Source organism: Vibrio sp. JZG120, assembly GCF_053890955.1.
In genome coordinates, this window is sequence record NZ_JBSRRK010000010.1 from 94127 (window position 1) to 108067 (window position 13941).

12 protein-coding genes are annotated in these 13941 nt (G+C 43.8%); 8 read left to right on the plus strand and 4 right to left on the minus strand.

The window, feature by feature from the left end; genetic code table 11:
* Nucleotides 1-169: 169 nt before the first annotated feature.
* From recN to nadK, 3 genes are all read right to left on the minus strand, one after another.
* Nucleotides 170-1834, minus strand: a complete 1665-nt coding sequence (gene recN, locus ACWPOD_RS18460) for a DNA repair protein RecN (RefSeq protein ID WP_104971335.1) — start codon at nucleotides 1832-1834, stop codon at nucleotides 170-172.
* Nucleotides 1835-2002: 168 nt separating this feature from the next.
* Nucleotides 2003-3193: a DUF3103 domain-containing protein gene (locus tag ACWPOD_RS18465; protein ID WP_456232123.1), complete on the minus strand. Its 1191-nt coding sequence runs from the start codon at nucleotides 3191-3193 to the stop codon at nucleotides 2003-2005.
* A 265-nt stretch (nucleotides 3194-3458) separates the two neighbouring features.
* Nucleotides 3459-4343, minus strand: coding sequence for an NAD(+) kinase (gene nadK, locus ACWPOD_RS18470; protein ID WP_005391462.1), 885 nt, complete (start codon nucleotides 4341-4343; stop codon nucleotides 3459-3461).
* A gap of 146 nt (nucleotides 4344-4489) precedes the next feature.
* On the opposite strand from nadK, the gene grpE reads away from it, so the two are divergent.
* From grpE to dnaJ, 4 genes are all read left to right on the plus strand, one after another.
* Nucleotides 4490-5086, plus strand: a complete 597-nt coding sequence (gene grpE / locus ACWPOD_RS18475) for a nucleotide exchange factor GrpE (RefSeq protein WP_012842091.1) — start codon at nucleotides 4490-4492, stop codon at nucleotides 5084-5086.
* A gap of 417 nt (nucleotides 5087-5503) precedes the next feature.
* A complete protein-coding gene (locus ACWPOD_RS18480; RefSeq protein ID WP_012842090.1) occupies nucleotides 5504-6778 on the plus strand; it encodes a dicarboxylate/amino acid:cation symporter in 1275 nt (424 codons plus the stop codon).
* A gap of 348 nt (nucleotides 6779-7126) precedes the next feature.
* On the plus strand, nucleotides 7127-9040 hold the full coding sequence (gene dnaK, locus ACWPOD_RS18485; RefSeq protein WP_005391455.1) for a molecular chaperone DnaK: 1914 nt from the start codon (nucleotides 7127-7129) through the stop codon (nucleotides 9038-9040).
* Nucleotides 9041-9244: 204 nt separating this feature from the next.
* The gene (dnaJ, locus tag ACWPOD_RS18490) at nucleotides 9245-10393 is read left to right on the plus strand and encodes a molecular chaperone DnaJ (RefSeq protein WP_005391453.1); all 1149 of its coding nucleotides are present in this window, start codon (nucleotides 9245-9247) and stop codon (nucleotides 10391-10393) included.
* A 68-nt stretch (nucleotides 10394-10461) separates the two neighbouring features.
* Here dnaJ and ACWPOD_RS18495 read toward each other — a convergent pair whose 3' ends face one another.
* On the minus strand, nucleotides 10462-10893 hold the full coding sequence (locus ACWPOD_RS18495) for a type IV pilin protein (protein ID WP_047010170.1): 432 nt from the start codon (nucleotides 10891-10893) through the stop codon (nucleotides 10462-10464).
* A 103-nt stretch (nucleotides 10894-10996) separates the two neighbouring features.
* Between ACWPOD_RS18495 and ACWPOD_RS18500 the strand changes: the two genes are divergently transcribed.
* Genes ACWPOD_RS18500 through ACWPOD_RS18515 form a run of 4 tightly spaced genes read left to right on the plus strand, consistent with a single transcriptional unit; the run spans nucleotide 10997 to nucleotide 13856 of the window.
* Complete coding sequence (locus ACWPOD_RS18500) at nucleotides 10997-11512, plus strand: GspH/FimT family pseudopilin (RefSeq protein ID WP_167394139.1); 516 nt, start codon at nucleotides 10997-10999, stop codon at nucleotides 11510-11512.
* A 10-nt stretch (nucleotides 11513-11522) separates the two neighbouring features.
* Entirely contained in the window at nucleotides 11523-12149 is a 627-nt protein-coding gene (locus ACWPOD_RS18505) for a PilW family protein (protein WP_104971338.1), read from the plus strand.
* Nucleotides 12149-13456 carry a hypothetical protein gene (locus ACWPOD_RS18510; RefSeq protein ID WP_258680471.1) on the plus strand — a complete coding sequence of 436 codons (1308 nt, stop codon included), beginning with the start codon at nucleotides 12149-12151 and terminating at the stop codon, nucleotides 13454-13456. The genes ACWPOD_RS18505 and ACWPOD_RS18510 overlap by 1 nt, the downstream gene beginning before the upstream one ends.
* Nucleotides 13446-13856, plus strand: coding sequence for a type IV pilus modification PilV family protein (locus ACWPOD_RS18515; RefSeq protein WP_167426841.1), 411 nt, complete (start codon nucleotides 13446-13448; stop codon nucleotides 13854-13856). Before ACWPOD_RS18510 ends, ACWPOD_RS18515 begins: the two co-directional genes overlap by 11 nt.
* The last annotated feature ends 85 nt before the right edge of the window (nucleotides 13857-13941 follow it).

Consider the following 13941-nt stretch of genomic DNA (forward strand, 5'->3'; position numbering starts at 1 on the left):
TTCTATCCAGTTTAAGCGGTAACTAATGACAAATAGCCAAGTTATTGAGCTATGGGGTGGTACTGACCATTATTTCGAAAGGGAATCAGCACCCAAGCACTTTGATATGGTGATGGGGGAGGTAGAGTCACGGAGCAGTGTTCGTGACTCTATCTTTGGAAGAGCATGGCTAAGCGGCGATGAGGAGCTCTTTGGCGTTTGCAAGGGTAGAATCTGTAATTTGGCTACCTCCAAGTAGGCGAGCTAATTCTGCCACACGCTGTTGTTCATCTAATGCGTGCATTTGTGTTTCGGTTTGGCCAGCTTTGGTTTGTTTAGCCACGAACATTTGTTGATGGCCACACCCCGCAACTTGAGGGAGGTGAGTGACACATAATACCTGAGTAGACTCGCCAAGCTTGCGTAACATTTTGCCGACGACTGCTGCTGTTGGACCACTAATACCGACATCCACCTCATCGAAGATCAAGCTTGGTGTATCCACTTTCTGAGCGGTAATCACTTGGATAGCTAAAGAGATGCGTGATAGCTCACCGCCTGACGCAACTTTTGCTATAGGTTGCAATGGTTGCCCTGGGTTAGTCGATACTAAGAAGCACACACTGTCCATGCCAAGTGGTGATGGGTGCGTGTTTTCATTGCTGACTTCGATATTGAATACCGCTTTTTCCATGCTCAATTCGTGCATGCTTTGCGTGATCAGCTTATTCAGCTCTTTAGCGTAACGGCTGCGTGATTTGTGTAGTTTTTCTGCTTGGTTTAGGAAGCTTTGGTACTTTTGTTCCACTTCTTGCGCGAGTTCATCTAAACGTTCATCAGAGCAATCTAACGCTTCTACTTGAGCCAGAAGATCTTGGTGATGTTGGTATAGTTCTTCTGGCATCACGTGGTGTTTGCGAGCAACAGACATCACTTTAGAAAAACGTTCTTCTACATAAGCCATACGAGCAGGATCCACATCGATGCCATCTAGATAACTGCGTAATTCGTTCTTCGTTTCTTCCAGTTGAATCATCGCTTCTGACAACATGTTGGGTAGCTCAGATAGCTTTTCATCTAACTCAGCTAGTTGAATTAGGGAGTGATTGGCCGATTGCAAAATACCAAGCGCATTGACTTCTTCACCTTCGTAAATAAGTTCGATGGCTTGCTGACAGGTAGTGGCGAGTTCACCACTGTTGGATAGTCGTTTGTGCTCTTGCTCGAGCTCTGCAAATTCTTCTTCACCTAGCGATAACTCATTTAGTTCTTTGATTTGGTATTCAAGCAATTGTTTTTGCGCCTGGTTTTGCTGGCTATTTTCTTTTAGTTGCTTGAGGTTATTGTCTGCCTGACGCCAATGCTGGTAAGCACTTCGTGTGCTTTTTAGTAGGTTTAGATGACCTGCATATTGGTCGAGCATAGCCATTTGGTGTTCGCTTTTCATCAATTGATGATGAGCGTGTTGCCCATGGATATTGATCAGCAGTTGCCCTAGAGATTTGAGTTGTGATAGTGGGACAGGACTGCCATTAATGAAGGCTCTTGAGCGACCTTCTTTTGTGATGATGCGACGCAAAATACATTCACTGCCATCAAGCAGATCGTTATCTTCTAGCCAACGCGTTGCATGTAGGTTGTTGTCCAGTAAAAAAGCGGCACTAACTTCGGTTTTTTCTTCACCTTGTCGAACCATGCCAGCATCGGCTCGTCCGCCTAAGCAGAGCCCTAAAGCATCGATAGCAATGGATTTACCCGCGCCTGTTTCACCTGTGATGGTGGTCATGCCCTTAGACAGCTCGAGTTGTAAAGACTTAACAATCGCAAAATTATTAACACTTAGATGAGCCAGCATTTTTTATTTACCTGTATAACTGAACAATACTGTATAAGAGAACAGTATATACTGTTTCTTTATACAGTAAAGACAGGTGGGAAAAAATTTCTGTGTGGGGTGCTTTTTTGTGATGAAGTGGGAAAAATGAGCCGAAGTGATTACAACGACTCATTAAAATTGAACAGGTTACGGACGAGTTGGGTTAATCGTGAGCGGCTCTAATGTGACTACTGCATTCACACCAGCACCTGGATGATCCACGTATGATGTGTCTTGCATTAGTGTGTAGTAAACGTCGACGAAGTCATCATCATTCGTTAGGACGCCGTCAGGGATCGTGTCGATGATCTTATTCGTGATTTGCGGAATAATCGCGTAAGCCTGAACTTCTGGATCTGGAATCGCTTTCAGCACTTCCCCAGCAACTTGAACAAGGAGTTTTGCCAACTGTTTATAGTCTGTACCATCATCTTGTTCCATGAGCACGATGTCCGCAGCGCCCCAACGGTAACGAGACCAGTGAATAATGATCTGATTTGGGTAGTAATCTTGGTTATCGTAGTCTAAGTATGGAAGCTCTACTAAATCGAGAGTAGGTTCATCACGACTTGGATTGACGCCCGTTACGATAGCGTAGATTTCTGCCTTGCCAGAGATCCAAGGTTCTTTGTCATCGGCTAGACGGATCTTTTTCAACTGCGTGGTTTGAATTGGAGTCGCTTCGTCCACAGTGCTACTTGACAATAGCGGTGCATTTTGACGCTGTTCATCAGAAAAATACGGCTGAACTAAAGTAGGCTGACCGAGTTTTTTCATTTCAGCCTGCATAGCTTGCAAGCCAGCCTTTAGCTCTGCAGAGCTGTTGTTATCAACGACAAGTACAGGTACATCAGGGAGCTGGTAAACATCGAGTTGATGGATGTTGCCATAAACATCAAATGCTTCGATGTATTGCCAATTCTCATCATCACCACTTGGTTCAAATGCAAATAATGGCTCGACCTCGCCACTTTGCCATGCTGATATCATGCTCTCATTCGCTAAACGAACTTCCAGCAACTGATCTGAGTATTCAGAAATACCTTTCCAGCTACGAATTTGAGTGTCAGCTTGTACAAGCTGACGGCTAAACTCGGAGTTGGGGTTTTGTTGAACAAATGCTGATACAGAGACGCTAGTCTGTTGTGGAGTAATATCTCTTCTCAACATGGGTTCAATGGCAGCATAGTTCTCACTCAATTGTTGAGCGAGGGCACGCTTCGTCTTAGTGATATCTTCCGCTTTTGCGTTGGATACACTGTTGACTTGCGTTTCCTCTGATTGGCAGCCAATAAGTGCTAATGTACTGAGAACAGACAGAATGATGGTTTTCTTCATAATATGTCCTTTATTGATTTTATGAAATAGAGTTAATACTCTATTCATGGTGAGAATATCACCGGACATAGATCATTGAATTTGCTTTTCTATCTTTTGTGTAAACTTTGCCCACAGGATCAAAATTTATAAACTTCTCTTTAATGACAGCAAATATCGTGTCGCCTCACTACTTTGTGTCTATTTCTTGTCTAAGAAAGCCAAAAGCCAGTGGCAATTAAGCTACTGGCTTTTTTATTGAAGTCATTTCCCTGAGTAACAAGTGTTAGAACAATTTACTAGACCAACCAAGCTTGTTACGTAAAACGTGATAGTAGCTGTAGTCTTTGGGATGGATGAGTTTGAGCACATTTGGACTTTGATAGATGTGGATTTCGTCGCCTGGAGAAACAGGGAGAGACACTTGTCCATCACAGCTAACTTCTTGTGTTCCTCGGTTTTCTGGTGACACCACCAATTTAATTCGACGCTTTCCATCAACCACCAAAGGTCGACTCGACAAGGTATGAGGGAACATTGGCACGAGTGAAATGGCATTCAAGCTAGGAGAAAGAATTGGACCGCCGCCAGAAAGCGAATATGCAGTTGAGCCCGTTGGTGTGGAGACAATCAAACCATCGGCTCGTAAAGAGAAGGCGAAGCTTTCATCGATGTACACTTCAAATTCAATCATATGGGCAATTTGCCCTGGGTGAAGTACAGCTTCATTTAGCGCAGCGTTGTGGCTTTTAATTTGCCCGTGACGGTGTACTTCCGCTTCTAAGAGAAAGCGCTCTTCTTCAATATACTCACCGTCGAGTACCGCTTGCAGAGACGCTTGGAACTCGTCTGGGTTTAAGTCAGTTAAGAAGCCCAGGTTTCCACGGTTCACCCCTATGACTGGAACATCAAATCGGGATAAAATTCTTGCCGCGCCTAGCATGTTGCCATCCCCACCAACCACAATGGCTAGATCGGCATTTTTTCCTAGTTCAACTAAACTGGCAAATTGACTCTGCGGGATATCATCCAGTATTGCGGCAAGGCGATCGTCAATAAATACTTTATAGCCTTCAGAGGTCAGCCATTGGTACAACTCTTTATGAGTTTGAATTGCTTGTTGATCTCTTGGTTTTCCGATAATCGCGATCACGTTACATGGATTTTTCATAGCATTTCCGCATTAAAGAGGCTTGAATCAGGAATCTTCATCCCCATAATAATGGCAAGTCACCTAAATATGCGAATTTTTATGTGGTTAAAGCCCGCAAAAACGCGCATGGCTTTAAGGGCATTATGTTGAATTCTGGAGATATCATGAGCAACGAAGAAAACAAAGTTACAGAAGAAGAGCTTGATCAAATCATCGAAGAGGCTGAAAAAGTAGAAGCTGAAGCACAAGAAGTAGAAGCTGAGCTTGAAGAAATTGGTGATGAGACAGACGCTAAGATTGCTCAACTAGAAGCGGCACTACTGTCTAGCGAGGCAAAAGTAAAAGAGCAGCAAGATGCGGTGTTGCGTTCTAAAGCTGAAGTAGAAAATATGCGTCGTCGTACTGAGCAAGAAATCGATAAAGCACGTAAGTTTGCGTTGAACAAGTTTGCCGAAGAGTTGCTTCCTGTTATTGATAACCTAGAGCGTGCAATTCAAGCGGCAGATACAGAGAATGAAACGGTTAAGCCGTTCCTAGAAGGTGTTGAGTTAACACACAAAACGTTTGTCGACGTTGTGGCGAAATTTGGCTTGAAAGCAATCAACCCTGAAGGTGAAGCATTTAACCCAGAGTTCCATCAAGCGATGTCGATTCAGGAAAGCCCTGATCATGAATCAAACACAGTTATGTTTGTTATGCAAAAAGGCTACGAACTAAACGGCCGTGTGATTCGTCCGGCAATGGTAATGGTTGCTAAATAACCTTAACTGCCTGTTTTCAAATATAAAGCGCCCATCATTTTTTGATGGGCGCTTTTTTGTTTTAAACGTAAGTTGTTGTAATGAGCTTCATTGTATATCGATAAAATGGAAGTTTGATCCCCTTCATATTTTTTCTTATTGGTTAATTATTTTCCTATAGGAGATTTCTTCTCATCTCACTGCGTGTTTATGAACGAAGAGGGCTATAAGTAATTGTAATCATTCGTTGTGTGAATGTTTGTCCTGCATAGGAATGTAAAGATAGTCATTTTTTCTACAACAATTCCGTTAACAAAAATGTAAATTATCACTTTATTTTGTAACCTTCGTGTGTATGATTTGCGACTAATGCTTTAAAAGTAAGCATATATAACTACAAAGATGTAAATAGCAAACACAACATATCGGAGATTTATAATGGATAAATCGCTTTCTAGTAAGATTTTTATAGGCTTGTTTGCCGGCCTTGTGCTCGGAACAGCAATTCAGTACTTATTTAGCGGTATTGCGATTTTTGATACATACCTACTTGGAGCAGCAGAAGGCGTTGGCGGCATGTTTGTCTCGCTGATCAAATTGCTTGTTGTTCCTTTAGTTTACGTTTCAATCGTATGCGGCATTGTTGACTTGAAAGACATCAGTGCATTTGGTCGTCTTGGTGGAAAAACTTTTACCCTCTACATTCTTAACACCATCATTGCGATTACGGCGGCTTTGACTGTTGGTTTGATTTTCCAGCCAGGAGCGGGTGCTAATCTGGCAGGAACGGTATCTGAGGCCGTACAGCTGACGACGACAGAAACGCCGGACATTTTCTCTCTAGTTGTTAACATTGTTCCTAGCAACCCAGTACAAGCGTTTGCTAACGGCGACATGCTGCAAATCATCTTCATGGCAATTCTGACAGGTCTTGCAATTCAAGCTTTGGATTCTCGTGGTGGTCCTGCCATCCGCACGTTCAAAATGGCAAATGAAATCATGATGAAACTGGTTGGGTTAGTGATGAGTCTTGCGCCATATGGTGTGTTCGCGCTAATGATTCAATTGGGTGCAACACTAAACGCCAATACATTGATGTCCGTGGCTGGTTATGTGGCCTTGGTGGTTGCGATGTTGGTGTTCTGGATCTTCTTCTTCTATCCAATGGCAGTAAGTCTTGCGACAGGGACCTCTCCAAAGACTTTCCTACGTGCAACTCGTGAGCAGATTCTGTTCTCTTTATCTACCGCGAGCTCAAACGCGACTATCCCGGTAACGATGCGAACACTGACAGAAAAGCTTCAGGTCTCTAAATCGGTTGCTGGCTTCGGTGTACCACTGGGCGCAACGATGAACATGTCTGGTGTGTCTATCTATATTGCTCTAGCAACGATGTTTGTTGCGAACGCTTTTGGCCAGCCAATTAACACCGCAGACATCTTCACGCTTGGTTTAACTATTCTTCTATTATCTATTGGTGCTGGTGGCGTTCCTGGAGGCGGCGTGGTAATGGTAGGCGTTTTGCTTCACCAACTAGGCTTACCACCTGAAGGCTTGGCAATTATTGCTGCGGTTGACCGTATTAATGACATGTTCTGTACGTCTTCAAACGTTGTGGGCGACACGGCGGTAAACACCATTGTTGCAAAAACAGAAGGTGAGATTGGTAAAGAAGAAGGCGTTGACGCTGAGCCTGCTCAAGCGAACGCTTAATGTCTTGAATCATTTATTTTAACCCTAATATTGAAACGAGCTCTTATGAGCTCGTTTTTTTGTTTAGGAAGAGTCGGGCATAAATACATTTACCTGAGAAATGGTGTTTTGTTGCGCTACAGCAGTGTGACGAGTTCCCAACTAATCAGAAAGAAACACATAAATTTCGAAAAAAGACGCTTTTTTTTAATTCTGCCCTTGAAAAGCATTTTGCCGCCCTTATCTATGTGGCATAGAGAAGCAAACATTGATTATTTTTGTTTGTGAGCAAGGGTTGAAACCCGATTCTCCTCCCCCCACATTGGGGTTATAACCAAACGAAAATAGAATTTATTCGGAGATAGCCAGATGGGTAAAATCATTGGTATTGACTTAGGTACTACTAACTCATGTGTTGCTGTATTAGACGGCGACAAACCACGTGTAATTGAAAACGCAGAGGGTGAACGTACTACTGCATCGGTTATTGCTTACACTGACGGTGAGACGCTAGTAGGTCAACCTGCGAAACGTCAAGCAGTAACTAACCCAGAAAACACGCTATTTGCAATTAAGCGTCTAATCGGTCGTCGTTTTGAAGACGAAGAAGTTCAGCGTGACATCCAAATCATGCCTTACAAAATTGTTAAGGCTGACAACGGTGACGCTTGGGTAGAAGCAAAAGGCCAAAAAATGGCGGCTCCTCAGGTTTCTGCTGAAGTTCTTAAGAAAATGAAGAAAACTGCTGAAGATTTCCTTGGTGAGGAAGTAACTGGCGCAGTTATCACAGTACCTGCTTACTTTAACGATGCTCAGCGTCAAGCTACAAAAGATGCTGGCCGTATCGCAGGTCTAGAAGTTAAACGTATCATCAACGAACCAACAGCAGCAGCGCTAGCTTACGGTCTTGATAAGAAAGGCGGCGATCGCACTATCGCGGTATACGACCTTGGTGGTGGTACATTCGATATCTCTATCATCGAAATCGATGAAGTTGAAGGCGAGAAAACATTCGAAGTTCTAGCGACTAACGGTGATACTCACCTTGGTGGTGAAGACTTTGATAACCGCCTAATCAACTACTTAGTAGACGAGTTTAAGAAAGAGCAAGGTATCGATCTTAAGAACGATCCACTAGCAATGCAGCGTGTTAAAGAAGCAGCAGAAAAAGCGAAAATCGAGCTTTCTTCTACTTCTCAAACTGACGTAAACCTACCTTACGTTACTGCAGATGCAACTGGTCCTAAGCACATGAACATTAAAGTGACTCGTGCAAAACTAGAATCTCTAGTTGAAGACCTAGTACAACGCTCTCTTGAGCCACTAAAAGTAGCTCTAGCTGACGCTGATCTATCAGTAAACGACATCACTGACGTAATCCTAGTTGGTGGTCAGACTCGTATGCCAATGGTTCAAGCGAAAGTTGCTGAGTTCTTTGGTAAAGAAGCGCGCCGTGACGTAAACCCTGACGAAGCAGTAGCAATGGGTGCTGCAGTTCAAGGTGGTGTACTTGCTGGTGACGTTAAAGACGTACTACTACTAGACGTAACTCCACTGTCTCTAGGTATCGAGACAATGGGTGGCGTAATGACTAAGTTAGTTGAGAAGAACACAACTATCCCAACTAAAGCGAACCAAGTTTTCTCTACAGCGGAAGACAACCAGAGCGCGGTTACTATCCACGTTCTACAAGGTGAGCGTAAGCAAGCGATGTACAACAAGTCTCTAGGTCAATTCAACCTAGAAGGCATCCAGCCTGCACCACGTGGTATGCCACAAATCGAGGTTACTTTTGACCTTGATGCGGACGGTATCCTACACGTGTCAGCGAAAGACAAGCAGACTGGTAAAGAGCAGAAGATCACTATCCAAGCTTCTGGCGGTCTAAGCGATGAAGACATCGAGAAAATGGTTCAAGAAGCAGAAGCTAACAAAGAAGCGGACAAAAAGTTCGAAGAGCTAGCGACTGCACGTAACCAAGCTGACCAAATGATTCACGGTACTCGTAAGCAAGTAGAAGAAGCTGGTGAAGCACTACCTGCAGAAGAGAAAGAGAAGATTGAAGCAGCAATTTCTGAGCTAGAAACAGCGCGCAAAGGCGAAGACAAAGAAGCTATCGATGCTAAAGTTCAAGCACTAATGACCGCTTCTCAAAAACTGATGGAAATCGCTCAACAACAAGCTCAAGCGCAGCAAGCACAAGGTGCTGACGCCGATGCACAGTCTAAAGAAGACGACGTTGTAGATGCTGAGTTCGAAGAAGTTAAAGACGACAAGAAATAATATTTCTTAACCAGATGGCTGCAAAGCCATCTGGGGTCGATAAGACTTCGTGTGCGGGCGTTTGGGGCAACTCTTACGCCCGTCTGTTTGTAAACGCTGTCTTTCTAGTTAAGTATGTTGCGGATAAGTGCACTTACCTAGAACGATACAAACACCAAGCGGTGAATCGATGCCGTTTGTAGTAATTAACTGGTGACGAAGAACATGTCAAAACGTGATTTTTACGAAGTATTAGGCGTAAGCCGTGATGCCTCAGAGCGCGATATCAAAAAGGCGTACAAGCGTCTAGCGATGAAATTCCACCCAGACCGAAACCAGGGTGATGAGTCTGCGGCGGATAAGTTTAAAGAAGTAAAAGAAGCGTACGAAGTTCTGACCGACCCTCAAAAGAAAGCGGCGTACGACCAGTACGGTCATGCTGCTTTTGAACAAGGCGGCGGTGGTTTCGGTGGCGGCGGCTTTGGTGGCGGCGGTGCTGATTTCGGCGACATCTTTGGCGATGTATTCGGCGACATTTTTGGTGGTGGTCGTCGTGGCGGTGGTGGTCACCGTGCTCAACGTGGTGCGGACTTACGTTACAACATGGAACTGACGCTAGAAGAGGCGGTTCGTGGTGTAACGAAAGAGATCGAAGTACCAACACTAGTACACTGTGATACCTGTGATGGTAGTGGCGCGAAGAAAGGCTCATCTGCTGAAACATGTGGTACCTGTCATGGTCATGGTCAAGTACAGATGCGCCAAGGCTTCTTCGCAGTGCAACAAACCTGTCCAACCTGTCACGGTAAAGGCAAGATCATTAAAGACCCTTGTAATGAGTGTCATGGTCAAGGTCGTAAACAGAAAACCAAAACACTTAACGTTAAGATCCCTGCAGGTGTTGATACTGGCGACCGTATTCGTCTATCTGGCGAAGGTGAAGCGGGAGAGATGGGAGCTCCAGCGGGTGACTTGTATGTACAAGTGCACGTGAAAGAGCACCATATCTTCGAACGTGATGGTAACAACCTATACTGTGAAGTGCCTGTAAGCTTTGCGATGGCGGCTCTAGGTGGTGAAGTTGAAGTACCAACTCTAGATGGTCGCGTAAGCCTAAAAGTACCTTCAGAAACGCAAACAGGTCGTATGTTCCGCATGCGTGGTAAAGGTGTGAAAGGCGTTCGCGGTGGCGGTATCGGTGACTTGATTGTTAAGTTGGTTGTTGAAACACCAGTAAACCTAAGCTCACGCCAAAAAGAACTGCTCAAAGAGTTTGAAGAGTCTTGTGGTGGTGAAGCGGCGACAAAGCACAAGCCTAAATCAGAAGGCTTTTTCAACGGTGTGAAAAAGTTCTTTGATGATTTAACCAGCTAGACGTTAGTGAAAAGCACAAATACAAAGGCCTGCTAAAATGCAGGCCTTTTTGCATCTCGGTGTTCTTTCTAATTCCAGCAATCACTTGGTTCTTCGACATTTGTTGACGTTAAAGTAATCGTTTTAGCGCCAGTCAAGCACTCGTCGTCGTCTTGTCCCAGAGCCGATTTTGCTGTTGCTGTAATGGTATAGGCCGTACTTGCAGAGCTCGCAATATTGAAAGAAAATCTATCTGTGTCTGAATCACATAGAGTGCATGTGCCTCCAGAGATAATATGACTCCAGTCGTACCCACCATCATAAGATGTCTCTAGCTCTAGCTGAATTCGACTAAGATCGCTCAAGGCAACCGTCCTATGAGACTTGATTACATGATTGGTGTAAGAAGGGTAGGCGACAGCCGCAATGATCCCGACAATCACTACGGCTATCAGTAATTCGATCAATGTCATCCCTCCCAATCTTTTTTTGTAGCTGTTACAGCGAGAAATTCGAATCATCACGAGTAGTTTCCTTTTCACTTTTCCGCCTATTTTTGGCAGGTGATAGCATCTGTGCAAGATGAATTACGGCCCTTTTGCCGTTTACATAGGAATTTGGGAAATGCCTCGCGGGTTTACGTTGTTGGAGCTTCTTATTACTGTGGCTGTACTGAGTATTATATTGGCGTTTGCAGCACCATCTTTCCAAAATGTTTTTGAAACCAACAAAATGCAGCGCTTAGCTAATGAATTGCATGGCTTTGTTATTGAAGGCAAGTCTGAAGCAGTATTACAGCGTGAAAGACTTTGGGCACACATCATCATGCCCGGTAGTTCATCCAGTGATGGTAATTGGCGTATCGAGCTTACTGATAACGGAACGGAGGGGGAAGGGACAGTTTTGTTCTCTTTTTCAGGAACACCTTATGAGGGGATCGTCGTTACACCTAGCTACGCTTCAGACCAAATCAGTTTTGACGACGTTTATGGCCGTCCGTCATCAGGCAGTATTCGTTTTTATCCCGTAGGGGAACCTTCAAAAGTCCTCAAACTTATTTCCCACACTTTGTCTGCTCGCGTGCGAGTGTGTAGTGATAGCAGCAATAAAGAATATTACGGTTATTCAACTTGCTCTTAAAAGGATGATTATGTTTAAACAAAAAGGGGCAAGCCTTGTTGAGTTTATGATCGCATCTGCACTTGGGCTTATTTCTCTTGCGACAGTGGGGGCAATTTATGTGAGTGGTCAAAGGGTGATAATGGAACGGTCGAAAGAGCTAATGTTGTTACAGAACTCTGAAAGTGTTGTGCAAATGCTCAAGAGTGACATTCAGCGTGCTGGTTTTGATGGTAACGATGGCCATTCTATAAAAATATCTGGCTCATCGAACACCATTTACACTCTCGATGATGTTGATAGAGGTGTGATTGCTTATGCCTATTACATAGGTGTTTCTGGCGCTTTTCCTTTATATAAAAACGTAGCTTATGAGCAACGAGTTGGCACGCCAGAGTCGCTATTTGTTTGTGAAAAAAAGCAAACAACGATATGGGATGTTGATGACGTGATTAACCTTGCAGGCACTGGCTCATGTAAAAATCTTTTTGATAAGAAAGTTATTCACGTTAATCGTTTTGACCTTACTAGTGAACTGTTAGAAAACACTGATGCAAAAAGTGCACTGGTGACCGTTACATTGGGAACCGAATTGAAAGATGTGACTGATATTCGCACTCAGCAGTCGTTTACTGCAATGCAAAGGAACTGGCAATAATGAATAAACAACAAGGTGCAGCTGCGTTGTTAGTTGTGAGCGTATTGCTAGTTGTGGCATTAATGATGTCTCTCGGTAGCTATAAATCCCTCTTTTACCAAATTAAACGAGCCAATAATCAAATTGAAGCAAGACAGGAACATTGGCGTGCAGAAGGAGGGCTAGAGTGCGTCTATAGCAAGACAAAAATAAATAAAACATTGCCAACTAATGTGAATGATTGCATCACAGCTATGGGGCTTGATGCCTTAACATATTCCTCGGGCTCTTCAAGTCTAGTGACTTCAACGATAGGTAATCGGGAAATTAAAAAGACCATTAAACTACCTACAAGCAGTGGGGCTGGAGCGATAAAATCTAAATCCGACCTCGTGATTAATGGCTCATATACGAGCTCTCCAGATCCGAGTAAAAGTCTCGGTAATAATTTCTGGGAATGCACTTCTGTTCTTTACTACAACTTTTTTTATGCAACAAGTGTAAACACTTTTCACCCCTATCAGCTATCTGATAAGCCTTATTCGAGTTTCCCTGACAGTCCTGCAGGACAAGAACAAAAGTGCGCATCTACTCACTATAGTTGGGGAACAAGTGTTGCTGCATCTGAGAGTGATTATCGTCAGTCTTCGGATATGGATCCGTTTAAAGATGTATTTGATGTCCCTCGAAGTGAGTGGTTCGATGTGATGTCGGATAATTCACTGTTCGGATATGTACCCTTGTCATTAAATAGTATGAAATTGAACTCAAAAGCAGATCTCCCTTCTCCTGTATTCAACGAGACATGCGCGGAGGGGATTGTTAGCAATATCGAAAATGGGAAAGATCTTATTTGGGTTTATGGTGGCTGTGAAATTAATACGGCCGATTTTACGAGTATAAAGAACGCAATAGATAATAGCCTGGGTGGGAGCGGGATAATTCTAGTCGTTCAAGACGGTATTTTTTCTACGATAGGCACGCAGGATTTCAAAGGAATGCTTTACCACTTTATTTCTCCGCTGTATACCGAACCTACAACTGGGGCTACATTTGATTTTACCGACTGGTCTGGCTCTGCCAATGATGCCGCATTGGATGGCGTCATAGCGGCTTTAAAAACAACAGTGCCTATGGAAAAGACAAAGGTTGGCTATTTTCAGCACGGTGCATTTAACCCGTTAGGAGGATTTGTCATGGATGCACCAGGAACATTTGCACTCTTTAATGCCGCGTTATCATTCCAATACAATCGCGATGTAATTGAGGAGCCTCAAGAGAAGCTGAAGAAAGCACATTGGAAAAAGGGCTCTTGGAATGATCTCTAAACAAAAAGGATTTAACCTTCTAGAAGTCTTAATTTCTTTCCTGCTTCTTGGCGTAGGCGCGTTAGGCTTAACGAAGCTAAACGTGTATCTAGAACGTGAATCCGAATATGCCATAAAAAGTATTGAAGCACTTCGTCTAGCAGAAAACCAGCTTGAATGGTTCCGAACGCGTGGTGCTTCGGATGCGCTTTCTACGATTTCTACGGCCAGTTTTGCCTCTATCGTGACAGGATCTTCCGCCACTGGAGCGTACACGGTGGAGTGGGATGTGCCACCTGCTACTGTATCAGGTTCACTAAAGACGATCATCATCACAACAAGTTGGGAAGATAGAATGGGGCAGACGCAATCCGTTAAGCTGAAAACTATGATTTCACAGTACAGTGAATTCGAAAACTAGTTCAATTGCATACATGGGCTGAGACAAATGTGGGTGTAATACCTGTTTGATACCGGATTTGTCACGGTTAATAAATGGTTTTTGA